The organism is Bacillus sp. MMSF_3328, from assembly GCF_030733525.1.
GTDB classification, from domain to species: domain Bacteria; phylum Bacillota; class Bacilli; order Bacillales; family Cytobacillaceae; genus Bacillus_AB; species Bacillus_AB infantis.
Genome location: NZ_JASHIV010000019.1, coordinates 16156 through 40942, shown reverse-complemented (window position 1 = coordinate 40942; position 24787 = coordinate 16156). Strand labels below are relative to the sequence as shown.

Sequence of the window (24787 nt, the reverse complement as noted above, 5' to 3'; positions counted from 1 at the left end):
GCCGCTGCTCCGGATCTTTTTCCTTCAATCAGACAAATTGAAGTTCCTTCGGGAATTTCGTTAAAATCTCAACACCGTTTTCTGTTACGGCCAGATCATCCTCTATCCGGACGCCTGCCACACCAGGAACATAAATGCCAGGCTCAATGGTAAATACCATGCCTTTCTCAAGCTGAAGGGAGTTGGCTGAAGTCAACGAAGGATACTCATGTACACTTACTCCGAGACCATGGCCGAGGCGGTGAGGGAAGTATTCCCCGTAGCCGGCCTCTGCAATGATATTCCTTGCCGTCATATCTATTTCAGAGCAGGCAGCCCCCGGCTTTGATGCGTCCACGGCGGCCAGCTGCGCTTTAAGGACTGTATCATATATTTCTCTCTGCTTCTCGCTGATCTCACCGTATGCGACAGTGCGGGTGATGTCTGAGCAGTAGCCGTCGACTACGACACCTAAATCAAAAAGGACAAGATCGCCTTTCTTGATTTTGGTCATTCCCGGTGTCCCGTGGGGGGAAGCGCCGTTTGCGCCGGTCAAGACCATCGTGGAGAAGGACATTTCATTGATGCCCTTTTTCTTCAAGGCATACTCGACCGCAGCGAGGACATCCATCTCGGTCTTTCCTTCCTTAATTTCTTCACAGCCAGTCTGGATGGCAAAGTCGGCCAGGGCGCATGCTTCACGGATGATTTTCAGCTCCTTGTCATCCTTCACCATCCTGAGCTTTCTCAGCTTTTCTTCTGCAGGAACGAATGCCGCGCTGGAGAATAAAGCAGAAATTGCTTCATAACGCTCTACATTCATATGTTCTTTTTCAACTGCAGCCCTGCTGACTTTTTGATTTCTTTTCTGGATGGCCGAAGAGATGAATTCCCATGGATTATCCGTATCGCTGTAGCCGATGATTTCATAATTCCATCCGGCATTCTTAGCATCATTTTTTTCCATCCCGGGGCAGACAAGGAAAGGCTCTTCATCCTGGAAAACGCCAAGGCCAAGGAGGCGTTCATGCGGATCGCTTAGGAACCCGCTTAAGTAAAAGACATTATCGGGAGAAGTGATAAAGCTGAAGTCAATATCCTCTTCCTTCATCCATTGTGATAACTTGCTGATTCTGCTGTCCATGCAAAAACCTCCTAAATCGTATGTAAGTGCAATTTGCTTCATGTTAATTGTAAACTTTTAATTGTGAATTAGAAAGGGTATAGGACTATATCAGGGAGGAAATCCTGTATTTTTGTTGAACATTGAATTACATAAGAGTTTGAAGGGAGAAGATAGCGATGAAGGTTTCATACCATGGGCATGCTGTCGTAAAAATTGAAACAAAAGGCAAAGTGATTTTATTCGATCCATTCATCACAGGGAATGAACTGACAGACCTGAAGGCAGAGGACGTCAAACCGGATGTCATCATCCTGACACACGGCCACAGCGACCATCTTGGGGATACAGTGGAATTGGCAAGGAAGAATGATTCTCTTGTTATTGCAAATGCCGAGCTTGCTGCTTATCTTGGCTGGCAGGGCATCAGGACGCATGCGATGAGCATCGGAGGCGCTTATGAGTTCGACTTTGGAAAGGTAAAGCTCACACCTGCCATTCATGGCACCGGGCTGATGACAGAAAATAAAGAGATTATCTATCTTGGCATGCCGGCCGGCGTCCTTTTCACGGCTGAGGGAAAAACGGTTTATCATGCAGGAGATACTGCATTATTTTCAGATATGAAGCTGATCGGCGAGCGCCATCCGATTGATGTTGCATTCCTGCCGATTGGCGATAACTTCACAATGGGGCCTGAAGATGCCGCATATGCAGCTGAGCTGCTGAAGGCAGGGGTGACAGTACCGATCCATTTTAATACTTTCCCCCCGATCAAACAGGATCCGCAGAAATTTATTGAAATGCTTCCTTCAGGCAAAGGCAAGGTGCTTGAAGCAGGGGAGTCCATCGAACTATAAGTGCAGCTGCGGCTGCACTTCTTTTTTTCTGCAGCCGCCCCCTCCTTATCTAAAGGTCTTTTTCAGGCATGTCCGCATAGATATAAAATAGAAAAAGGAGGAGTTGCAATGAAAAACAATCGGTATTTACTGTGTATCCTGCTGTGCGGGATGATGCTGTACTATGCGGTCCCCAAGCTGTCGATTGAAAGCCCGGGGGCGGAAGGCATCTTTGCCGGGGCCTGGCTGCTGCTGGCCCTGTTTGTGGTGGCCGGCAATCTATCCGGCCTGCTGTTTTCGCAGGCCAAAGCGAAGGCAAGGCTTTCTGCGGGAGCAGCAGCCAGAAGGAAAAAGAGGCCGGCCAGGAGCTTCAGCAAATAACCTGAGGGCTCCTGTCCTGCGGATATGTGTTATAACATCAATCGTAAATTGAATCGGCCGGGAATTCACCTTATAATAAAATAAGAAAAATTTACAAGACGAACAGCAATTTTAAATAAAGGGTGAAGGTTTTGGCTACTAAGCATGAACAAATTCTGCAATATATAGATGAGCTTCCGATCGGCGAGAAAATATCTGTCAGGCAGATAGCAAAGGCCTTGTCGGTCAGTGAGGGAACGGCTTACCGTGCAATCAAGGATGCTGAAAATAAAGGATATGTTAGCACGATTGAAAGAGTCGGCACCATCAGGATCGAAAGGAAGAAAAAAGAGAATATTGAAAAGCTGACATTCGCTGAAGTGGTCAACATTGTAGATGGGACTGTCCTTGGAGGCCGCGACGGCCTCCATAAAACCCTTAATAAATTCGTGATCGGCGCCATGAAGCTGGAAGCCATGATGCGCTATACAGGCGCCGGGAACCTGCTGATCATAGGAAACAGGACACGCGCCCATGAGCTTGCACTTAAAGCAGAGGCGGCGGTCCTGATTACAGGCGGATTCGATACGGATGATGAGGTCAAAAAGCTGGCAGATGACCTTCAGCTGCCGATCATCTCGACTAGCTATGATACGTTTACTGTTGCCACGATGATCAACAGGGCCATCTATGATCAGCTGATCAAAAAAGAGATTGTCATGGTAGAGGATATTTTGACCCCACTGCAGGAAACGGTGTTCCTTTATTCCTCTGAAACTGTTTCAGAATGGCATGGCCGCAACAGGGAAACCCTTCACAGCCGCTTCCCTGTCGTGGATCAGAATATGAAAATACAGGGCATGATCACTTCAAAGGATATAATGGGACATGCTCCGGAATCAGCTATCGATAAGCTGATGACCAAAAGCCCGATGACTGTAAACGGGAAGACAAGTGTAGCATCAGCCGCCCATATGATGGTCTGGGAAGGCATCGAGGTTCTTCCAGTTGCCGATGAAGCCAATCGGCTCCAGGGGATCATCAGCAGGCAGGATGTACTCAAGGCGCTGCAGATGATCCAGAGGCAGCCGCAGGTGGGAGAGACAATTGATGATACTGTAACAAGCCAGCTGGTCCTGTCGCGCGGAAAGGCGAGGGGAGAAGATGTATACCGCTGCGAGGTCAGCCCCCAGATGACCAATCCCCTCGGCACAATCTCTTACGGCGTGTTCACAACCATTGTCACCGAAGCAGCCAACAGAGTCCTGAGAAGCTATAAAAAAGGGGATCTTGTTGTTGAGAATATGACTATCTACTTCCTGAAGCCTGTCCAGATCGACAGCGTACTCGAAATCGTTCCAAAAATACTTGAAGCCGGTCGCAAATTCGGCAAAGTAGACGTCGAAGTTTTCAGTGAAGGCATTCTCGTAGGAAAAGCCATGATGATGTGCCAGCTCATTGACCGGCATTAAGAAATGCAGAAAAGCTTTGCTATATTAAAGAACGCAGGCTAAGAACGCCACGTCCTGTGGCAACGCCTGCATGACCCACATCCTGTGGGCCCAGCATAAGACAAGAAGGGTGGAAGGTTGTTCTTTAACCTTCTGGCCTGATTAGCTTATGACTCGAGGGGCTAGCGCCCGGAACTGGACTGTTTTCCAAGACCGAAGAGGAATAACTATAAATGATAAAAGCGGAGGCGGCTTGCCCATTAGGCAGCTTCCGCATCTTGAACCAAGCCATAAATAAAAGCCGCTTCCATAAGGAACGGCTTTTTGAAAAAGGCTTTAATTTTGCTGTTTGCGGAGATCTTCTGCTTCCTTAGCGGCATAAGGAAGATAATGCTGGTAGGCTTTAAAACCTGCCCAGACATTGATTCCGCCGAGAATAATAAAGACGGCAGCGACAATATAGGTGACAGTTGTGCTGTAAAGGAAAAGCTGGTTGATGCCGAATAAGGCGACAAACAGTCCCAGCGCGATGCTTGACTTGGCAGACAGCCACTTTTTTTCCGCAGGCCTCCGGCTTCTCACAGTCTTTATTTTATAGAATACATAGAATGCAATGGAAATAACAATCAGTATGACTAAAACAGGCATTTGAATTCCTCCGGGCATCATTCTCTTGGGATTAATATAAGTGTCAGCCTGATTATGAGCCGGCACCTATATTATTTTAACGATAATCAGGAGGAAAAGCCATAAAAAGAGCAGGCCGTTTCTTTTTCTTTTGATTCTTTTATGCTAATAATTAGATATTCTTTCTAAAAGGAGACCACAATGAAATCAAAAATTCTTGATGAAATAAAAAAATATGATACCATCATCATCCACCGCCATGTAAGGCCTGATCCTGATGCATACGGCTCCCAGGGCGGGCTGGCGGAAATCATTAAAACATCTTTCCCGGAAAAAACGGTATATACGGTCGGGAAGGAGGAAGAGTCGCTGAACTTTATGAGGCGGCTTGACAGCATCCCGGATGAAGCCTATAAAGGGGCTTTGGTCATTGTGTGCGACACAGCCAATCAGGAGCGGGTCTGTGACCAGCGATATACGATGGGCGATAAGCTCATTAAAATCGACCATCACCCGAACGAAGATCCTTATGGCGACATTATGTGGGTTGAAACCGATGCCAGCTCTGTCAGTGAAATGATCTATGAGTTCTACCTGGAGGGGAAGGATGCAGGATTAAAGATGTCTGATGAGGCAGCCAGGCTGATATACGGGGGAATTGTCGGGGATACGGGACGATTCCTGTTTCCGAGCACAACGGAAAAAACCTTTGAAATTGCTGGTGAATTGATCCGCTATAATTTTTCACGGACAGATCTTTACGACAAAATGTATGAGCTGAAGCCGAATGTCGTCAAACTGAACGGATATGTTCTGCAGAATTTCGAGGTTCTTGCCAACGGCGCAGCATCTGTGACAATCAGCAGGGAGCTTCAGGAGCAATATGGACTTAAGGCTTCAGATGCATCCCTTCTTGTAGGGGTACTTGGCAATGTCCAGGGAATCAAAGCATGGGTATTCTTTATCGAGGAAGAAGATCAGATCAGGGTCCGCCTCCGTTCAAAGGGGCCGGTCATCAATGGCCTGGCCAAGAAGTATAAAGGCGGGGGACATCCCCTGGCAGCAGGAGCTTCCATCCATTCATGGGAAGAAAAGAAGGATGTTATCAAAGATTTGGAGGAAATCTGCCTGTAACAGGCTGAAAGGGCGCCGGTATAATGGGCGCCCTTTCCTTAGTCTTCAAAAGATATCTTCAAGGAAATCGTCAATGTTGTAAAAATGACCATTTCACTTACTTCCAGGCGGTATCTTTTATCATTGATGCGGAATGTCCGGTTTTCAATGACCTTCCTGATCAGTCCTGTGCTTTTCGATACGCTTTCCATATCCTTTGCCACCAGAATTCTTATATCCTCCTTGACGCTGTCCTCGACCTGAAGCACACTCAATGTATCAAGCTTATATTTATCGGCGTTGGTTATTTTTACTTTTATGTCCTGTACAGTCATCTGTTTAAGGCTTTTCTTATTCTGTTCCTTGAAGCTCTCCTGCCAGAGCTTGATATCATTTCTTAGCCCTGCAATTGTTTCTTCCTGTTTTTCTATCTTAAAACTGTAGTCCTCCTGCCATACGCCAAAAATGAACAAAAAGATGAACCAGCTGACGGCGCCGCCAATGGCCATGCCGGCAAACAGCTGCTGCCATGCCGGCTTCCTGTAATAAGGAGGGATCCTCATGATATATGCTCCTGTGTGAGCCAGCTGATGATCAGTGCCCCCGTTTGTGCTCCGCCCAGCGCGGAAAGAATGAGCATGAACTGTTTGAAAATATCTTTTGTCTCTCCCTGGAACAGCCCTCTTTCAAAGCTGTATACAGCATCGAAAGTGCCCCCGATCGCGGCGACGATCGCCCAGATCCTGATCATATTGGAGAGGCGGAACACCTCAGTCAGAGGCGGCTTGCCGGTCAGGAAAGCTGCAAGCCCCCCGATAATCGATCCGCCAATCAAAACACCCAGTGCAATAAAATAGCTTTCCATCATTGAAGCAAAAAATGGCTGGTGTTTCATAGTGTAATCCTTCCTTATCGAGATAGTCGCTCGTTTAAAAGATTCATAAATTTCCCCTATTCCATCTTATGGACAAACTTCAGCTATTATGTTCAGGATCAGGAAAGTTTGGAGGGATTTTTAAGGCAGATGAGCAAGGCTTTTCCGCATTTCGTATTGTCCAGCTCCAGCGGCTAGAGACTCGAGTCATAAGCCAATCAGGCCAGAAGGTTAAAGAACAACCTTCCGTCCTGCTCGTCTTATGCTTGTCGTCTCTGGGCAAGCCGCTTCCGCATTTCTTATTTTCTTTTTGGAAACGGACGTTCTATAATTGATATTATAAAAGTTTCTTTCTAGTGCGGGGCCGGCGGGAGAGGTTGAAGACCCCTGCCAGGCTTTGTGCCCGGAACGACGGATTAAGGGTGTGAGTTAATGTCATTTATTCACCTTCATGTATATAGTGCATACAGCCTGCTGACAAGTACGGTTTCGGTTGAACAGCTTGTTGCGCGGGCAAAGCAGAAAGGCTTCAGCGCCATTGCCTTGACAGACCGGAATGTAATGTATGGTACGGTTCAGTTTTACAAGGAATGTCTCAAGCATTCTATTAAACCGATCATCGGCCTTTGTGCAGATATTGAATCCGCGGGAGGGGAAAAGGGGCCGAGCCCTTTAGTGCTCCTGGCCCAAAACCAGGACGGCTTCCAGAACCTCCTGAAAATATCGAGCACTCTTCAAACGAAAGCGGACGGGGGGATCCCGGTAAAATGGCTGAAGCATTATTCCTCAGGGCTTATTGCCCTTACACCGGGCCTGGAAGGAGAAATCGAACAGTATATTGCCGGCGGTGAAGAAGAGAAGGCGCTTGAAGCCATTCGCCTCTATACAGAGATTTTCGGAAAAGACCGGTTTTATCTGGCCTATCAGGATCATGGCCTTCCGGAAGAAAAGAAGATAAACAGAAAGCTGAAGGAATTGTCTGTAAACCATGGCTTTCAGACCGCTGCGGCAAACCAGGTGTTTTATGCCGAAAAAGAAGATGCTTTTGCCCAGGAATGCCTTCTGGCCATTAAAAATGGCGATAAACTCCAGGACGAAAACCGCTTCCGTCTTCAAAGCGATGAATATTATCTTAAGACAGCAGAAGAAATGTCAGAGGTTTTTACAGAAAGCACTGAAGCACTGGAGAACACCATTAAAATTATGGAGCAGTGCAATGTCATGCTGGAGCTTGATAAGAAGCATCTGCCAAAATACCCTGTCCCGGAGGGGGATGCGGATACACTGCTGGAAGAGCTGTGCTGGAAGGGATTTGCGGAGCGCTATCCCGAGGCTTCGGAAGTCCATCGCCAACGCCTTCTATATGAGTTAGGCATCATTAAAAAAATGAAGTTCAGCGATTATTTTCTGATTGTCTGGGATTTCATCAAATTCTCCAGAGAAAACGGCATCCTAACTGGCCCCGGCCGGGGATCTGCGGCCGGATCCATGGTGTCTTACGTCCTTTATATAACCGATGCTGACCCAATTGAGCATGAGCTCCTGTTTGAGCGCTTTCTTAATCCGGAGCGGATATCCATGCCAGATATTGATATAGACTTTCCGGACCATAGAAGGGATGAGGTCATCAGATACGTCGCAAAAAAATACGGAGAGCTCCATGTGGCCCAGATTATCACTTTCGGCACGCTGGCAGCCAAAGCGGCAATGCGGGATACCGGAAGGGTATTCGGCCTGAATGCAAAAGAGCTTGAGCAGGTTTCTCGCCTGATCCCGTCCCGACCAGGCACAAACCTGAAAACAGCCTACAAAGAATCAGAACAGCTGCGGGCGTTTACGGCTGAATCCAGCCTGAATAAGAGGTTATTTGAAACAGCGCTGAAAATCGAAGGGCTTCCAAGGCATACATCCACACACGCTGCAGGTGTGGTTATCAGCGAATTTCCCCTTGTTAATGTGGTTCCAATCCAGCAGGGCCATGAAGGAGTCTATTTGACGCAATACTCAATGGAGCATCTGGAGGCTGCCGGCCTTTTAAAAATGGACTTCCTGGGGCTGCGCAATCTTTCCCTTATTGAAACGATTTTATCCTCCATTCAGCGGAAAACAGGAAAGAAACCTGATATAAAAAAGATCCCCCTGGATGATGAAAAGACATACCGGCTTCTTAGCTCCGGGGAGACGACAGGTGTCTTCCAGCTTGAATCTGATGGGATGCGGAATGTACTCAAGAAGCTGAAGCCGACCCGCTTTGAAGATATTGTGGCGGTCAATGCACTATACAGGCCGGGACCGATGGAGAATATCCCATCCTTCATTAACAGGAAGCATGGGAAAGAGCCGATTTCTTACCCGCATCCGGATTTGAAGCCGTATTTAGAAAAAACTTACGGAGTCATTGTCTACCAGGAGCAAATCATGCAGATTGCTTCCAAGATGGCCGGCTTCTCTTTGGGAGAAGCAGATTTGCTGAGAAGGGCTGTGAGCAAAAAGCAGAAGGATGTGCTGGACCGGGAGAGGGCCCATTTTGCATCAGGTGCTGTGAGCAGCGGCTATGACGAGAAAACAGCTCAGGAAGTTTATGACCTGATTGTGCGATTTGCAAATTACGGCTTTAACAGAAGCCACGCTGTCGCCTACAGCTTTATCGCTTACCAGCTTGCCTATTTGAAAGCTAATTATCCTTTGAACTTTATGGCTGCACTCCTTTCACAGGCTTCAGGCAATGAAGATAAGCTTGCCCAGTATATTCGTGAGCTGAAGCATCTGGGGCTCACGCTTCTTCCGCCATCAATCAATTCGAGCGGCTATTCCTTCCAGGCAGAAAGCGGCGGCATCCGCTACAGCCTTGCAGCAGTGAAAGGGATAGGCGCCTCTGTCCTGAAGGATGTCTTTCACGCCCGAAGGCAGAAGCGTTTTGAGGATTTGTTTGATTTTTGCATCAGGGTACCTGCAAAATCAGCCACACGAAAAATTCTGGAGGCATTTGTGCATTCCGGCAGCTTCGACGAATTCGGGGAGGACCGCGCTGTTTTGCTTGCCACTCTGGATATAGCGATTGAGCATGCAGAACTGGTTAAGCCGGATGAGTCCGGCCAGGAGGATTTCTTCTCTGAAGATGAATTTTCCATCAAGCCGAAGTACGCGGAAAATGACCCCATCCGCATTGAAGATAAGCTTCAGTATGAAAAAGAGTATCTCGGACTTTATCTGTCAGACCATCCTGTTTCCGTTTATGCTGCCAGTTTTGCCTCCCTCGGTGTCACACAGCTGGCAGATATGGAACCTGGCAGCCGGAATATAAGAACTGCCGCTTATCTTTCAGAAGTAAAAAAAATCAGGACGAAGAAGGGAGAGGCCATGGCTTTCCTGTCCCTGAATGACCAGAGCGGAGAAATGGAGGCAGTTGTATTCCCTGCGGTATATAAAAGGGATTCTGCACTTCTGAAGCAGGGAGCTATCCTTCTCTTGGAAGGCAAAGCCGAGGAGCGGGATGGAAAGAGGCAGTTTATTGTGAACCGTGCCGCAGATATGGGACAGGCAGCAGCAGAAGCAGGCAAGCATGAGAGGACCTTATATTTGAAGGTCCCTGAAGATATAGAAACACCTGAAGGCCTGAAAGAGCTCAAAGCTATCCTGGGGAGGAATCCTGGATCAGTTCCGGTCGTCCTTCATTATGCAGGATCTCAAAAGACGATCCGCCTGGCAGAAGGAAACGGAGCAGATGCCACAGAAAAGCTGCTCAAAGATCTGGGCAGCGTGCTCGGCACTGAAAATGTAATTATAAAATAGTGGGATTCTTGCCTGTTTCAGGCAGGAATTTTGCTTCTTCCGGCAGAAAGGTTACAGCAGCAAGTCGTCCTGAAATTAGGCAGAAACGGACGAAAATACGTCATTTGGACCGGTTGTTTTGTCTTTACATCAAATCAGGATATGTTATATTGGTAAATAGATTGACTGGTCTGACCACTAAAATAAGTCATTTAATAATATAGCAAATGAAACCTTTCTGCATAAACGAAGGAGTGAGCCGTTTTGACACTAAGAGAAGAAGCTTTGCATATGCACCGCGAAAACCAGGGAAAGCTGGAGTCGAAATCCAAGGTCCAGGTACGTAATGCCAAGGATCTGAGCCTTGCTTATTCGCCGGGAGTGGCTGAGCCGTGCAAGGCGATATATGATAAACCGGAAACAGTATACGAGTATACAATGAAGGGCAATATGGTTGCTGTAGTATCAGACGGTACAGCCGTGCTTGGACTCGGCAACATCGGCCCGGAGGCTGCGCTTCCTGTAATGGAAGGGAAAGCGGTCCTTTTTAAAAGCTTTGCAGGCGTTGATGCTTTTCCCATCTGCCTGAATACAACCGATATTGATAAAATCGTTGAAACTGTAAAGCTTCTTGAGCCAACCTTCGGGGGCGTCAATTTGGAGGATATTGCGGCTCCTAATTGCTTCGTGATTGAAGAAAGGCTGAAAAAAGAAACCAATATACCAATCTTCCACGATGATCAGCATGGCACAGCTATTGTGACAGTTGCAGGGATGGTCAATGCCCTTAAGCTTGCAGGAAAGAAGATGAATGAGGTCAAAGTTGTAGCTAATGGTGCAGGCGCTGCCGGAATTGCCATCATTAAGCTGCTGTACAGCTATGGCGTCAGGGACATTATCATGTGCGATACAAAAGGCGCCATTTTCGAAGGCCGTCCGCAGGGCATGAATGATATTAAAAATGAAGTGGCGAAATATACGAACCGCGACAATAAGCAAGGAAGCCTGGCAGATGTCATTGTCGATGCAGACGTATTTATTGGAGTTTCTGCAGAAGGAGCTCTGACAGCAGACATGGTCAGGTCGATGAAGCAGGATCCTATTATTTTTGCGATGGCCAATCCTAATCCGGAGATCATGCCTGAAGAAGCAAAAGAGGCAGGCGCAATGGTTGTGGGCACCGGAAGGTCGGATTTCCCTAACCAGGTGAATAATGTCCTTGCTTTTCCCGGAATCTTCCGCGGAGCCCTGGATGTGAGGGCAACACATATAAATGAGAAAATGAAAGTGGCTGCGGTCGAAGCAATTGCAAGCCTGGTCAGCACAGAAGAGCTGACTGCAGACTACGTCATTCCGGGACCGTTTGATCCGAGGGTTGCGCCGGCGGTGGCTGCAGCGGTAGCGAGGGCAGCCATGGAGACGGGCGTAGCCAGGATCAAAGTGGATCCTGAAGAAGTAAAGGCAAAAACAAGCAGACTTGCAGTCATTGGAAAAAGTGAGTGATCAGAGAGCGTGAATTTGTCGGAAGGCTCCAAAGTATATGTTGAAATCGTGAAAGAATTAAGATCGATGATCCAGGAGGATGGCTTGAAGCCTGGGGACAAATTGCCTTCTGAACGGGAACTGACAGAGCGCCTGAATGTCGGGCGCTCTTCCGTCCGGGAAGCGCTGCGGGCGCTTGAACTGCTTGGCCTTATTGAGACAAGGCGCGGGGAAGGGACATTCATCCGTGACTTCAGGGGGCACCAGCTTGTACAATTATTGAGTACATTCATCCTGCAGGATGAAAGATCAAAGCATGATGTCAGGGAAACCAAGTACCTGATTGAGATGGACTGCCTGTGGCTGGTCATGCGCAAGGCAGAAGATGACCAGCTTCTGGAGCTGCGGAAGTGGGTGGATTCATCTGCTTTTGCAGATGATGATTTTTTTTACAAAATTGTCAGCCTGGCGGATAACCATCTGTTCATCAGAATGTGGCTGATCCTGAAGGATTATTACAATTCACTGCATCTGCAAGGAGCCGATGCCACACTCGAAGAGTATACAAATCTTATCGACGCTCTTTCAACCCGGAAAGAATCAGAAGTCAGAAGAGTGTACCGGGATTTGAGGAAATTGTCGATTCAGCGGTGACAGTTTTTTGCAGATTCTGCAAAGCGATTGTTCTATATTGATAGGGACAAACATACGAAGCGCCTGAAAAGGCTTCGTTTTTTAGATCGGTGGTCTGACCACTGGATCTTAAGCAGTATTTAAGTATATTGGGGCTGATAGTTCCTGAGGCATTTGCCTGATATTAATTGCTTATGTAACGAATGGGGGAGGTTCACCTTGCTTAAAGATATATTCAGTAAACCAAAAAAGAAGAAATATGCAACCATACCTTCGGAAACCGCAAAGCATGATGTTCCAGAGGGAATTATGACGAAATGTCCTAATTGCAAAAAGATCATGTATACGAAAGAGCTGTCCAAAAATTTAAAAGTGTGCTTCCATTGCCAGCACCATCATTCCATGAATTCCCGTGAGCGGCTTAACAGCTTCCTCGATCCGCATACTTTTGAAGAGCTTAATGCTAATATGATTTCTGAAAATCCGCTTGGCTTTCCGGATTATGTAGAGAAGCTGGAGAAAGACCGCAAAAAGACAGGCATCAATGAGGCTGTCGTAACGGGGACTGGTGAAGTAGAAGGCATGAAAGTTTCTGTGGCTGTAATGGATTCGACTTTCCGGATGGGAAGCATGGGATCTGTAGTCGGGGAGAAGATCACCCGGGCAATTGAAAAAGCGGATGAGCTGGCTGTTCCGTTCATCATTTTCACTGCTTCCGGCGGGGCAAGGATGCAGGAAGGGGTACTCAGCCTTATGCAGATGGCCAAGACCAGCGTTGCGCTGAAACGCTTCAGCGATAATGGCGGCCTGATTATCTCGATCATGACCCATCCTACTACAGGAGGCGTTTCAGCAAGCTTTGCCTCACTGGGGGATTACAATTTGGCAGAGCCTGGAGCACTGATCGGCTTTGCGGGCAGGAGGATCATTGAACAGACGATAAGGGAAGAACTGCCTGAAGATTTTCAGACGTCTGAATTCCTGCTTAAGCATGGCCAGCTTGATGCAGTGGTTTCAAGGACGGAGCTGAAGGAGAAAGTAGCCAACATACTCAGCATTCATCAAGGAGGTGACTTCGAATGGTAGGAGAACTTGAATTTGAAAAGCCGGTCGTCGAACTGAAAAAGAAAATTGCCGAGCTGAAGGATTTTACAAAAGATGCAGAAGTCGACCTTTCTGCCGAAATAACCAAGCTTGAGAACCGCCTTGAGAAGCTGGAGAAGGATATTTATGAGAATCTGAAGCCTTGGGACAGGGTGCAGATTGCACGCCATCCTTCCCGGCCAACGACGCTTGATTATATATCCCACATCTTTACTGACTTTTTTGAGTGCCATGGAGACAGGGCCTTTGGGGATGATGAAGCCATTGTTGGAGGTATTGCAAAGTTCAGGGGACTTCCTGTCACGGTAATCGGCCAGCAGCGCGGCAAGGATACCAAGGAAAATATACGCAGGAATTTCGGGATGCCTCATCCTGAAGGATACCGCAAGGCACTCCGTTTGATGAAGCAGGCGGAGAAGTTTGGCCGTCCGATCATTTGCTTCATTGACACGAAAGGCGCTTATCCCGGGAAGGCAGCAGAAGAGCGGGGACAGAGCGAAGCCATTGCCCGAAATCTATTTGAAATGGCTGGCCTCACGGTGCCCGTCCTTTGTGTCGTCATCGGTGAAGGCGGCAGCGGAGGTGCCCTGGCATTGGGAGTCGGGGACCGCATTATGATGCTTGAAAACTCCACCTACTCCGTCATCTCACCAGAAGGGGCAGCAGCAATTCTCTGGAAAGATGCAGCCCAGGCGAAAAGGGCGGCAGAGTCAATGAAAATCACCGCTCCGGATCTGAAAGAGCTTGGAGTTGTAGACGAAGTGATCCCGGAAATCAAAGGGGGAGCTCATAAAGATGCGAGAGGACAGGCCTTCGAAATCGAAAGCATCTTGTACTCTGCACTGAAGGAGTTGAAAGGCTTGCCGGTGGAGCAGCTTGTCAGCCAAAGATATGAAAAATATAAGTCGATCGGTGAATACTCGTTTTTGAATGACTATATTGGGGTAAATTAAAAAACGTGCTTCCAGCACGTTTTTCTTTTACTCCACATGGGAAAAGTCGTCCGGCTAAAGGTTAAACGCTTTCATTTTAGCGATAATTCCGTCTTTTGCTGTTTCGTGCAGGATTAAGTTGAGATAGACCATTCTTCATGGTATTTTAGAAATATTCCCTGCTATTATGTTTATAATAAGAGGGTATGAACTATCCTCTCAAATATAGATCTTTCCTATTTTATCCATTTACATAGTTTATTGCTATTGACAATTAATGAGGTGATTATGTTGAAACGAATTGGCGTATTAACAAGCGGAGGGGACGCTCCCGGAATGAATGCAGCTGTGCGTGCCGTAGTCCGAAAGGCGATCTTCCATGAAATTGAAGTATATGGCGTTTTCGGCGGATATGCAGGCTTGATCAGCGGAAATATCAAGAAACTGGAGCTTGGTTCAGTCGGCGATATTATTCACCGCGGCGGCACAATGCTTTATTCAGCAAGATGCGAAGAGTTCAAGACAAAAGAAGGACAGCAAAAGGGGATCGATCAGCTCAAAAAGCATGGCATTGACGGCCTTGTCGTAATCGGCGGGGATGGCTCCTACATGGGCGCCAAAGCCCTGACTGAGCAAGGATATCCTTGTGTAGGGGTGCCGGGCACAATCGACAATGATATCCCTGGTACAGAATTTACAATCGGCTTTGACACGGCTTTGAATACAGTTATTGATGCGATCGACAAAATCCGCGATACAGCTACATCTCATGAAAGAACCTTCATCATTGAGGTTATGGGCCGGAATGCAGGAGATATCGCCCTTTGGGCTGGCCTTGCAGGCGGAGCAGAAACCATTCTGATCCCAGAAGAAAATTACGATATGAATGATATCGCAGATCGTCTGCAAAAAGGGAATGAACGCGGCAAGAAGCACAGTATCATCGTGGTAGCTGAAGGTGTATGCAGCGGGCATGAGTTCGGAAAGCAGCTGAAAGAAGCCACCGGCACTGATAACCGGATTTCAACACTGGGCCATATCCAGCGCGGTGGATCTCCGACTGCTTTTGACCGTGTGCTGGCAAGCAGGCTCGGCGCCCGTGCTGTGGAATTGCTGCTGGATGGCAAAGGCGGCCGTGCAGTAGGCATGGAGCAGAATAAATTGGTTGATTATGATATTATTGAAGCATTGGGCAGAAAGCACACTGTTGACCTTGACTTGTACAAACTGTCACAGGAGCTTTCCATTTAAAGAAAATGGCGGAGGCTTGCGAGGAAGCCTCCCCGCCTTTTCATCAGGGCCGGCTCATGATCGGATTAAGGAGCCGGAACGCCCTGGATTTTGAACGCAATGGCTTGCAGAAGCAAGCACAGGTACAGTAGGAGGAATCTGACTGTGCAAATATATCAGGAGGTTTGTGAAATATGCGCAAAACGAAAATCGTTTGTACGATTGGCCCTGCCAGTGAAAGTATTGAGAAATTGACACAGCTGATTGAAGCTGGAATGAACGTTTCCCGTCTGAATTTTTCCCATGGAGATTTTGAAGAACATGGAGCAAGGATCAAAAACATCCGCGAGGCTTCTAAAAGCACTGGCAAGACGGTCGCGATCCTGCTTGATACAAAAGGACCTGAAATCCGTACAAACAATATGGAAAACGGGGCAGTCGAGCTGGAAGCCGGAAACAATATCATTGTTTCAATGAATGAAGTTCTGGGAAATGCCGATAAATTTTCAGTTACATACGCTGGACTGATTGACGATGTCCATACTGGTTCAAAAATCCTGCTGGATGACGGCCTCATCGGATTAGAAGTAACAAAGATTGATAAGGCCAACAGTGAAATCCATACAAAGATCCTCAACAGCGGAACTTTGAAAAATAAAAAAGGCGTTAACGTTCCAGGCGTTTCTGTAAAACTTCCAGGAATTACAGAGAAGGATGCAAATGATATCCTTTTTGGAATTGAGCAGGGAGTAGACTTCATTGCTGCATCATTCGTGCGCCGTGCTTCGGATGTTCTTGAAATCAGGCAGCTGCTTGAAGATAATAATGCTTCACATATCCAAATCATCCCTAAGATCGAAAACCAGGAGGGCGTCGACAACATTGATGAAATCCTTGAAGTATCTGACGGTCTGATGGTAGCCCGCGGCGACCTTGGTGTTGAAATCCCTGCAGAAGAGGTTCCTCTTGTGCAAAAAAGCCTGATCAAAAAGTGCAATATTCAAGGCAAGCCTGTTATTACCGCTACACAGATGCTTGATTCCATGCAGCGCAATCCGCGCCCGACGCGTGCAGAAGCAAGCGATGTGGCCAATGCGATCTTTGACGGCACAGATGCCATCATGCTATCCGGCGAAACAGCAGCAGGCACATACCCGGTAGAAGCAGTGCAGACGATGCATAACATCGCTTCCCGTGCAGAATCAGCGCTTGATCATAAAGAAATCCTTTCTAACCGCAGCAAGGATAACGAACATAATATCACAGATGCGATCGGCCAGTCTGTGGCACATACTGCTTTGAATCTCGATGTTAATGCAATCATCACTCCAACGGAAAGCGGCCATACAGCAAGGATGATTTCAAAATATCGTCCAAAGGCACCGATTGTTGCGGTAACTTCCCAAGAATCTGTTACACGCCGCCTTTCATTGGTTTGGGGTGTATATCCTCAGGTCGGACAGGAAGCTTCAACGACGGATGATATGCTCGATTCAGCTGTACAGGAAAGCATGAACAGCGGACTAGTCGGTTCAGGCGACCTGGTTGTCATCACTGCAGGCGTCCCTGTTGGCGAGGCAGGAACAACGAATCTGATGAAGATTCACGTGATTGGCGATGCAGCACTGAGAGCACAGGGCATCGGCCGCAAATCAGCGTTCGGGAAAGTGGTTGTCGCAAAGGATGCAAAGGAAGCGATTGAAAAGGTCACGCAAGGTTCCATTCTTGTCACAGTCGGCTCTGACCGTGATATGGTTCCTGCCATTGAAAAATGCAGTGCCTTGATTACGGAAGAGGGCGGATTGACAAGCCATGCAGCTGTTGTCGGCCTTAATCTTGGAATTCCTGTTATCGTGGGTGCGGAAAACGCTACTTCCATTTTCAAGGATGGCCAGGAAATCACAGTCGATTCGCGCAGAGGCATCATCTATAATGGACATGCCAGCGTCCTGTAATTAAGAAAAGAAGAAGGGTTTTGCCGCCCTTCTTCTTTTTTGTCAAAAATCAATTTTATGATGTGCTGTTCCTGCATAATTGGTCTTTTAAGCCATACAGTTTTATAATAGGGACAGGCACGTATTTTAGAAAAAGTGTCTTCTGGCATGTAATCCATCACCTGTTCAAGACTGGAGGAAAAGAAATGCGCTATATTCTTCTGCTGTTGATCGTCATCCCGGCAGCTGAAATAGGAGTTCTTCTGCTGTCAGGAAAGGTCATCGGTGTATGGCTGACCATCCTGCTCATCATTTGTACAGGCCTGCTGGGTGCTTACCTGGCAAAGAAGCAGGGGCTTGAGACAATCCGCAGGGTACAGGAACAGCTCGGCCGCGGCCAGCTTCCGGGAGATGCGGTCCTGGATGGCATCTGCATCCTAGTCGGCGGCACGCTGCTCTTGACGCCCGGGTTTATTACAGATATAACTGGTTTCCTTCTGCTGCTGCCCCCTTCAAGGATATTCTTCAAAAATATCCTGATGAAAATTTTCAGGAGCAGGATTCAAAGAGGAAACATTAAGATTATCAGATAGAAAGAAAGTCTGCCCTGGAGCAGCGGGTTCCTTATTCCCCCGCTTCCTGCATGGCAGACTTTCTTCTTTTCATTGCCAGTTCATACAGGCTTTCTTCTGTCATTACCTTTAATGTAAAGCCATAAATCCCTGAACACGCCTGCCTTATGGAGGGTCGTGATGATGACAAGGACTACAGGGCCGGCAATGAGGCCAAGAAAACCGATTGTCTTAAAGCCGACAAACAAAGCAACCAGGGTAGCGAGCGGATCCATGCCTATGCTGGAGGAAAGCACCTTCGGCTCCATGATCTGCCTTTGTACAAGGACGATGACATATAGGACTCCCAGTCCGACTGCGGTGCTCATTTCTCCTGCAATGGCCTCGTAAATAATCCAAGGGACAAAGATCAGGCCTGTGCCCAGGTAAGGGATGATGTCAACGATCCCTGTAACGAGGGCAATCGTGATGGCATAATCTACACGAAGGATGAGCAGCCCGATTAATATGATGATAGCAGTGATAGAGACCAGGGTAGCCTGTGCTTTGACAAACCCGAATAAGGCCTTTTTCAGATCGGTGAAAACTGTTGCGCTGCTGGCTTTTGCTTTTTCAGGGAGCAGCCTGTTCCCCAGGATGGAAAGCCTGTACCAGTCTTTGCTGATGAAAAAAGTGGCCAGAAGGGAAAAAATCACGACGGTTGCAGCATTAGGGAACCAGGAAAGGATATTTGGGATTTTTTCAAAAAACGATTGTATAAAAGATCCTGCGGTCGCTCCGAATCTGGAGCCTACATTTTGGATATTGGCGAGGATGGTATCCTTTTGTCCCGTATCCAGGCTGTTGAACATACTGGTGAGCTGATTGTAAAGCGGGATCAGCTGTCCTGCAAAAAAGTCTTCGGCATATGTAATCAGCGTTTCAAGATGATTCGGGACCACCTGTGCCAGGTAGTCTGCACCAGAGACGATCTCGGCAATCAGCAGAGTAATAAGACCGGCAAAAAAGGCAAAAATAAGAATCAGGCTGATAAGAACGGCGAGAGCCCTTGGCATCCTCCCTTTCCTGACGAGGAAATTGACAAGCGGATTCATCAGAAACGCAATGGCGAATCCGATTATAAACGGATAGGTTACCTTTGAAACATAAAATAAACCAGCCAGGAGCAGGAGGACTGCTCCAATAACTACAATAAATCTCAGGGATCGATTCAGATAAACAGTATTCAAAACCGTTTTTCCTCCTTGGGATATTCAAATTTGCGCCGGGTGCTGCCCTCTGCCGTACTGCACTGCTCAGCAGGCATCACTTCATATTTACGTTCCCCGCTGGAATAAGATTCGGCACTGCCGGAAAAAAGATGATTTTTTGGGGCAGGCGCTAAAGCAGCCAGGACCAGCATATAGTGACATATTCGTTGAAGACGGTCCATTGTCCTGCTGCAAATGTTTCAAAAGAAAAAGCGATTAAGCAGCTTCAATAGCATCAGAATCAGGAGGAAGACCAGACTGAAAAGCAATGTGGCAGCATGTGCGCATTGTCAGGCAAATCAATAAAAAACCTTAATTATATTATGTTAAAATAATGAAAGTATGAAGGAAGGAAGAATAATATGTCCCAGTCGCTTATTTTTTTGATCCTGCTGCTGGCCATCGGGCTGGCTGCGAAAAATAACTCTCTTGTCCTCGCTGTCATGGTGCTGGTGGCTATAAAAGCCATTGGTGCTGATTCAAAGATATTTTCCGTGCTGCAGTCAAAAGGAGTCAATTGGGGAGTCACGGTCATTACCATCGCAGTACTGGCCCCGATTGCAAGCGGAGATATCGGTTTTAAGGAACTGACAGCAGCTTTTAAATCGCCGTACGCCTGGATTGCCCTGATTTCGGGAATGGCAGTCGCGCTGATTGCAAAAGGCGGATTGACACTGCTGACCGAGGATCCGCATATTACGGCAGCGCTTGTTCTTGGGACCATTCTGGCCGTATCCCTGTTTAAGGGGGTTGCAGTCGGGCCATTGATCGGAGCTGGAATCGCTTACATGGCAATGAGACTATTTGAATTTCTAAAATAGTTTTCTCCAAAAATAATAATTTTTTCACATTTCGAGTGCCTTTTCATTCACAAATATCAGATAATTGTTTATAATAGGACTTGTAAGCGTAACCTTTTTACAATTTCCTGCCACCAGAATCAGTAAAAGGCGGCAACGAAAAAATGAAAGCATTTTCTTTTTTTTAATACTGGTTCCGAGCAAGCGCTCGATATATCAGGCTTGCGGAGCTTTGTTCAAAAACCTGCAGCATCAGCTCTGCAGTCTATTACACAACAGGCTCGGTCGGGCTGAACAGAATGATCTTTTACCGGTGCTATTTTTGGACATGCCGGCATGTTTACAGGCATACCGGCAAGGGGAAAATCAATTTGTAAAGGAGAGGTTCATATGACAGCAACACGAGGACTTGAAGGGGTAGTGGCGACTACTTCCTCTATCAGCTCGATCATCGATGATACGCTCACTTATGTGGGATATAATATCGATGATCTGGCGGAAAATGCAAGTTTTGAAGAGGTAATCTATTTATTGTGGCACAGGAAGCTTCCGACTGCCAAACAATTGGAAGAGCTTAAGAACCAGCTGGCAGAAGATATGGAACTTCCTCAGGAAGTGCTTGAACATTTCAAAATGTATCCGATTGATAAGGTGCATCCTATGGCTGCGCTGAGGTCAGCTGTGTCCCTGCTTGGCTTATATGATGAGGAAGCAGATGAAATGAATGAAGAGGCCAATTACCGCAAAGCAGTCCGCCTGCAGGCCAAAATGCCTGCGATCGTTACGGCATTTGCACGTGTGCGCAAAGGGCTTGATCCGATCGCCCCTAGAAAGGATCTCACTTTTGCTGCCAACTTCCTTTATATGCTTACTGGCAACGAGCCGGAAGATATCGCAGTTGAAGCTTTCAACAAGGCGCTTGTCCTGCATGCCGACCATGAGCTGAATGCATCCACTTTCACTGCCCGTGTCTGTGTAGCGACATTATCTGACGTTTATTCCGGTGTCACTGCAGCCATCGGCGCTCTTAAAGGGCCTCTCCATGGAGGAGCAAACGAAGCCGTCATGAAGATGCTTACAGAAATCGGCGAATTGAATAATGTAGATTCATATATTCGCGAGAAGCTGGACAATAAAGAAAAAATCATGGGCTTTGGCCACCGCGTATACCGTAAAGGCGATCCGCGCGCCAAACACCTGAGGGAAATGTCTGAAAAGCTGACTCATCTGACTGGTGAGCCGCACTGGTATCAGATGTCAACACAGATTGAGGACATTGTGACAGGAGAGAAAGACCTTCCGCCAAATGTTGATTTTTATTCTGCATCTGTTTATCACAGCCTGGGAATCGACCATGACCTGTTTACGCCGATCTTTGCCGTAAGCCGCGTATCCGGATGGCTTGCCCATATTCTGGAGCAATACGAAAACAACCGCCTCATCCGTCCGCGCGCCGACTATACAGGTCCGGGTATGCAGACATATGTTCCGGTTGCTGAACGCGGATAATATAGTAAACAATTTTACTTTTCAGTAAAAAATTGATGTAATAGAAGAAGGGAATTCGGATGCCTCTTTTTAAAGAGGATAGGATGGCAGCATGATAGAATGATAGGCTGCACTTTTAAACTTCCGTTTCCTGGAGAAAACCGCGCACCGATCGGCATTTCCGGCCAGCTTTTTCCCGCTGGTCTCTGCTGCCGGGGTGATGTGTGACGGCCTATGCTTAAGAATTTGGAGGGAGAAACCATGCAAGGTGAAAAAATTACTGTAACGAACGGCGCTTTAAACGTGCCTAACAATCCTATCGTCCCATTTATCGAGGGAGATGGAACTGGACCGGATATTTGGGCTTCAGCATCAAGAGTATTGGATGCTGCAGTTGAGAAAGCTTATAATGGCGAGCGCAAAATCGTCTGGAAAGAGGTTCTTGCAGGTGAAAAGGCATTCAACCAGACGGGCGAATGGCTTCCATCTGAAACGCTTGAACAGATCAACGAATACCTGATTGCGATTAAAGGTCCGCTGACAACTCCAATCGGAGGCGGGATCCGTTCATTGAACGTTGCCCTTCGCCAGGAGCTTGACCTGTATGTCTGCCTGCGCCCTGTACGCTGGTTCGAAGGTGTCCCATCTCCAGTCAAGCGTCCTCAGGATACTGATATGGTTATTTTCCGCGAAAATACGGAAGATATCTATGCAGGGATTGAATATGCAAAAGGCTCTGATGAAGTGAAGAAGCTGATCACTTTCCTTCAAAACGAAATGGGCGTCAATAAGATCCGTTTCCCTGAGACATCAGGAATCGGCATCAAGCCAGTGTCTGAAGAAGGCACAAGCCGTTTAGTCCGTGCAGCTATTGATTATGCCATCAAAGAAGGCCGCAAATCAGTAACGCTTGTACATAAAGGCAATATCATGAAGTTCACAGAAGGCGCATTCAAAAACTGGGGCTATGAGTTGGCTGAGAAGGAATACGGCGACAAAGTATTCACTTGGGCCCAGTATGACCGCATCAAAGAAGAGCAGGGGACAGAAGCTGCCAATAATGCACAGGCTGATGCAGAAGCTGCAGGCAAAATCATCGTCAAGGATGCCATTGCCGATATCTTCCTTCAGCAGATCCTTACACGTCCGCGCGAGTTTGATGTAGTGGCTACAATGAACCTGAACGGAGATTATATCTCTGATGCACTGGCTGCACAGGTAGGCGGCATCGGAATCGCTCCTGGAGCAAACATCAACTATGTAACAGGACATGCAATCTTTGAAGCAACCCACGGCACTGCACCTAAGTATGCCGGTCTTGATAAAGTTAATCCATCTTCAGTTATCCTGTCAGGCGTATTGCTGCTTGAGCATCTTGGCTGGACTGAAGCTGCGAACTTAATCGTCAAATCCATGGAAAATACAATTGCATCAAAAGTTGTGACTTATGACTTTGCGCGTCTGATGGACGGTGCGACAGAAGTGAAATGTTCTGAGTTCGGCGATGAGCTGATCAAGAACATGAAGTAAAACCAGCAGGAACTTTTCAGGAGGCCTGTTCTCATCCGAGGACGGCCTCTTACATAATCGGAGATATCCGGCCGCTGCCCTGCCAGCTGCAGGCTGCGTACCAAACCATTCCTTAAGGGGGAACATGTCATGACATTGAAACGCAAAAAGATTTCTGTAATCGGCGGAGGATTTACCGGAGCAACGACAGCTTTCCTGCTTGCCCAAAAGGAGCTTGGGGATGTAGTCCTTGTGGATATTCCTCAAATGGAAAACCCTACAAAAGGAAAAGCGCTTGATATGCTTGAAGCAAGTCCTGTACAGGGGTTTGATGCCAATATAACAGGCACATCCAGCTATGAAGATACGAAGGATTCCGATATCGTGGTGATTACAGCCGGAATTGCACGCAAGCCTGGCATGAGCCGCGACGACCTTGTTCAGACCAACCAAAAAATCATGAAAAGCGTCGCGCAGGAAATTGTAAAATATTCTCCTGAAAGCTATATCATTGTCCTGACAAACCCGGTTGATGCCATGACCTATACGGTCTTCACAGAGTCAGGCTTCCCGAAAAACCGGGTAATAGGCCAGTCAGGCATCCTTGATACGGCGCGTTTCCGCACCTTTGTCGCCCAGGAGCTTAACCTTTCTGTTAAGGATATTACAGGCTTCGTCCTTGGCGGACATGGAGATGACATGGTGCCGCTTGTCCGTTATTCTTATGCAGGGGGCATTCCGCTGGAAACATTGATTCCGAAGGACCGCCTGGATGCAATCGTTGAGCGGACACGCAAAGGCGGAGGAGAAATCGTTAACCTTCTTGGAAACGGAAGCGCTTATTATGCTCCGGCTGCTTCTTTGGTGGAGATGTGTGAAGCAATCCTTAAAGACCAGCGGCGGGTGCTGCCTTCCATTGCTTATCTTGAAGGGGAATATGGTTATGAAGGCATTTATCTTGGCGTTCCAACCATTCTTGGGGCGAACGGGATCGAAAAAATCATTGAACTGGAACTGACAGACGAAGAAAAAGCTGCGCTGGATAAATCGGCGGAAGCTGTCCGAAATGTGATGGATGTGCTTGCTTGATAAACATCAGATCGGGGGGAATACCCCCGATTTTTTTGAAAATAAATAACTGAATTATCAAACTTATAAATGAAAACGATTACAATAATTGGAGGTGCTCTTCCTTGCTTCTAGGAAAAAAGCGCAAACTGGGCAGGAGAATTGAAGAAATAACAGCAGGGGAAAAGCTGACATTAACAGAAAAAATAGAGGATAAGGATCTGCTGCTTTATCTTGGCTTGACCAATGATGCAAATCCTCTTTATATCCAGCATGACTATGCTTCCCAGACGCCTTATAAAAAACCGATAGTACCCAATATCATGCTGAATGGCATCATATCTTCGGCGGTTTCCAAGTATTTGCCTGGTCCGGGTTCTCATATTCTTAAACAGGAGATTGAGTATCATAAACCTGTGTTCCATTATTCTGTCATCGAATTTTTATTTTTGGTGGATGACGTAAATCAAAGCAGCCATACAGTAACAATCAAAGTGGAGGCCATCACGGAAGAAGGCGAACTCGCATTAAGCGGTTCTCTCCTTGTATGCCCTCCACACCGCCTGGAAGGAATGGAAGGCAGCGCATTGGATAACTTTTAAATAGACAATATTTAGACCCGGAATGGAAGCATTCCGGGTCTTTTTA

The 24787-nt window shown here is 47.2% G+C and carries 22 protein-coding genes; 17 read left to right on the top strand and 5 right to left on the bottom strand.

Annotated features, from left to right (window positions below; translation table 11 throughout):
- Positions 1–28: 28 nt before the first annotated feature.
- A complete protein-coding gene (locus tag RBB45_RS21490; RefSeq protein WP_009795445.1) occupies positions 29–1123 on the bottom strand; it encodes a M24 family metallopeptidase in 1095 nt (364 codons plus the stop codon).
- 158 nt (positions 1124–1281) lie between these two features.
- On the opposite strand from RBB45_RS21490, the gene RBB45_RS21485 reads away from it, so the two are divergent.
- The 3 genes from RBB45_RS21485 to RBB45_RS21475 all read left to right on the top strand — a co-directional run bounded on the left by RBB45_RS21485 (position 1282) and on the right by RBB45_RS21475 (position 3773).
- The gene (locus RBB45_RS21485) at positions 1282–1962 is read left to right on the top strand and encodes a metal-dependent hydrolase (protein WP_009795444.1); all 681 of its coding nucleotides are present in this window, start codon (positions 1282–1284) and stop codon (positions 1960–1962) included.
- 108 nt (positions 1963–2070) lie between these two features.
- The gene (locus RBB45_RS21480; RefSeq protein ID WP_022544271.1) at positions 2071–2322 is read left to right on the top strand and encodes a hypothetical protein; all 252 of its coding nucleotides are present in this window, start codon (positions 2071–2073) and stop codon (positions 2320–2322) included.
- A gap of 131 nt (positions 2323–2453) precedes the next feature.
- Positions 2454–3773 (top strand): CBS domain-containing protein, encoded by a 1320-nt coding sequence (locus tag RBB45_RS21475; RefSeq protein ID WP_009791760.1) that lies wholly within the window; start codon positions 2454–2456, stop codon positions 3771–3773.
- A 315-nt stretch (positions 3774–4088) separates the two neighbouring features.
- Here the strand turns inward: RBB45_RS21475 and RBB45_RS21470 are convergent, their stop codons facing one another.
- Positions 4089–4400, bottom strand: coding sequence for a YtpI family protein (locus RBB45_RS21470; RefSeq protein ID WP_022544270.1), 312 nt, complete (start codon positions 4398–4400; stop codon positions 4089–4091).
- A gap of 180 nt (positions 4401–4580) precedes the next feature.
- On the opposite strand from RBB45_RS21470, the gene RBB45_RS21465 reads away from it, so the two are divergent.
- Positions 4581–5513, top strand: coding sequence for a DHH family phosphoesterase (locus tag RBB45_RS21465; protein ID WP_094766909.1), 933 nt, complete (start codon positions 4581–4583; stop codon positions 5511–5513).
- Positions 5514–5551: 38 nt separating this feature from the next.
- On the opposite strand, the gene ytrI is transcribed toward RBB45_RS21465, so the two are convergent.
- Together ytrI and ytrH are read right to left on the bottom strand one after the other, a co-directional pair.
- On the bottom strand, positions 5552–6055 hold the full coding sequence (gene ytrI, locus RBB45_RS21460; RefSeq protein ID WP_009791342.1) for a sporulation membrane protein YtrI: 504 nt from the start codon (positions 6053–6055) through the stop codon (positions 5552–5554).
- Entirely contained in the window at positions 6052–6387 is a 336-nt protein-coding gene (gene ytrH, locus RBB45_RS21455; protein WP_009791343.1) for a sporulation membrane protein YtrH, read from the bottom strand. Before ytrH ends, ytrI begins: the two co-directional genes overlap by 4 nt.
- Before the next feature lie 411 nt (positions 6388–6798).
- Here ytrH and dnaE point away from each other — a divergent pair, with 411 nt between their 5' ends.
- From dnaE to RBB45_RS21415, 8 genes are all read left to right on the top strand, one after another.
- On the top strand, positions 6799–10158 hold the full coding sequence (gene dnaE / locus RBB45_RS21450) for a DNA polymerase III subunit alpha (RefSeq protein ID WP_009791345.1): 3360 nt from the start codon (positions 6799–6801) through the stop codon (positions 10156–10158).
- Positions 10159–10401: 243 nt separating this feature from the next.
- Complete coding sequence (ystJ, locus tag RBB45_RS21445; protein ID WP_022544269.1) at positions 10402–11640, top strand: NADP-dependent malic enzyme; 1239 nt, start codon at positions 10402–10404, stop codon at positions 11638–11640.
- 66 nt (positions 11641–11706) lie between these two features.
- Complete coding sequence (locus tag RBB45_RS21440) at positions 11707–12273, top strand: FadR/GntR family transcriptional regulator (RefSeq protein ID WP_263625677.1); 567 nt, start codon at positions 11707–11709, stop codon at positions 12271–12273.
- Positions 12274–12471: 198 nt separating this feature from the next.
- On the top strand, positions 12472–13338 hold the full coding sequence (gene accD / locus RBB45_RS21435) for an acetyl-CoA carboxylase, carboxyltransferase subunit beta (protein WP_009791348.1): 867 nt from the start codon (positions 12472–12474) through the stop codon (positions 13336–13338).
- Positions 13332–14309, top strand: coding sequence for an acetyl-CoA carboxylase carboxyl transferase subunit alpha (gene accA / locus RBB45_RS21430; RefSeq protein WP_009791349.1), 978 nt, complete (start codon positions 13332–13334; stop codon positions 14307–14309). Before accD ends, accA begins: the two co-directional genes overlap by 7 nt.
- Before the next feature lie 270 nt (positions 14310–14579).
- Positions 14580–15539, top strand: a complete 960-nt coding sequence (pfkA, locus tag RBB45_RS21425) for a 6-phosphofructokinase (protein WP_009791350.1) — start codon at positions 14580–14582, stop codon at positions 15537–15539.
- A gap of 173 nt (positions 15540–15712) precedes the next feature.
- Positions 15713–17473, top strand: coding sequence for a pyruvate kinase (pyk, locus tag RBB45_RS21420; protein WP_009791352.1), 1761 nt, complete (start codon positions 15713–15715; stop codon positions 17471–17473).
- Positions 17474–17658: 185 nt separating this feature from the next.
- Positions 17659–18045: an FxsA family protein gene (locus tag RBB45_RS21415; RefSeq protein ID WP_022544267.1), complete on the top strand. Its 387-nt coding sequence runs from the start codon at positions 17659–17661 to the stop codon at positions 18043–18045.
- A gap of 80 nt (positions 18046–18125) precedes the next feature.
- On the opposite strand, the gene ytvI is transcribed toward RBB45_RS21415, so the two are convergent.
- Positions 18126–19253 carry a sporulation integral membrane protein YtvI gene (gene ytvI, locus RBB45_RS21410; protein ID WP_009791355.1) on the bottom strand — a complete coding sequence of 376 codons (1128 nt, stop codon included), beginning with the start codon at positions 19251–19253 and terminating at the stop codon, positions 18126–18128.
- 383 nt (positions 19254–19636) lie between these two features.
- On the opposite strand from ytvI, the gene RBB45_RS21405 reads away from it, so the two are divergent.
- The 5 genes from RBB45_RS21405 (at position 19637) to RBB45_RS21385 (ending at position 24741) form a co-directional block, all read left to right on the top strand.
- Positions 19637–20095 (top strand): DUF441 domain-containing protein, encoded by a 459-nt coding sequence (locus RBB45_RS21405; protein WP_009791357.1) that lies wholly within the window; start codon positions 19637–19639, stop codon positions 20093–20095.
- A 369-nt stretch (positions 20096–20464) separates the two neighbouring features.
- On the top strand, positions 20465–21583 hold the full coding sequence (gene citZ, locus RBB45_RS21400; RefSeq protein ID WP_009791359.1) for a citrate synthase: 1119 nt from the start codon (positions 20465–20467) through the stop codon (positions 21581–21583).
- Between the two features lie 240 nt (positions 21584–21823).
- Positions 21824–23092, top strand: a complete 1269-nt coding sequence (gene icd / locus RBB45_RS21395; RefSeq protein WP_224951650.1) for an NADP-dependent isocitrate dehydrogenase — start codon at positions 21824–21826, stop codon at positions 23090–23092.
- A gap of 129 nt (positions 23093–23221) precedes the next feature.
- Positions 23222–24160 carry a malate dehydrogenase gene (gene mdh, locus RBB45_RS21390; RefSeq protein ID WP_009791361.1) on the top strand — a complete coding sequence of 313 codons (939 nt, stop codon included), beginning with the start codon at positions 23222–23224 and terminating at the stop codon, positions 24158–24160.
- Between the two features lie 104 nt (positions 24161–24264).
- Complete coding sequence (locus tag RBB45_RS21385) at positions 24265–24741, top strand: MaoC family dehydratase (protein WP_094766914.1); 477 nt, start codon at positions 24265–24267, stop codon at positions 24739–24741.
- Positions 24742–24787 lie beyond the last annotated feature (46 nt).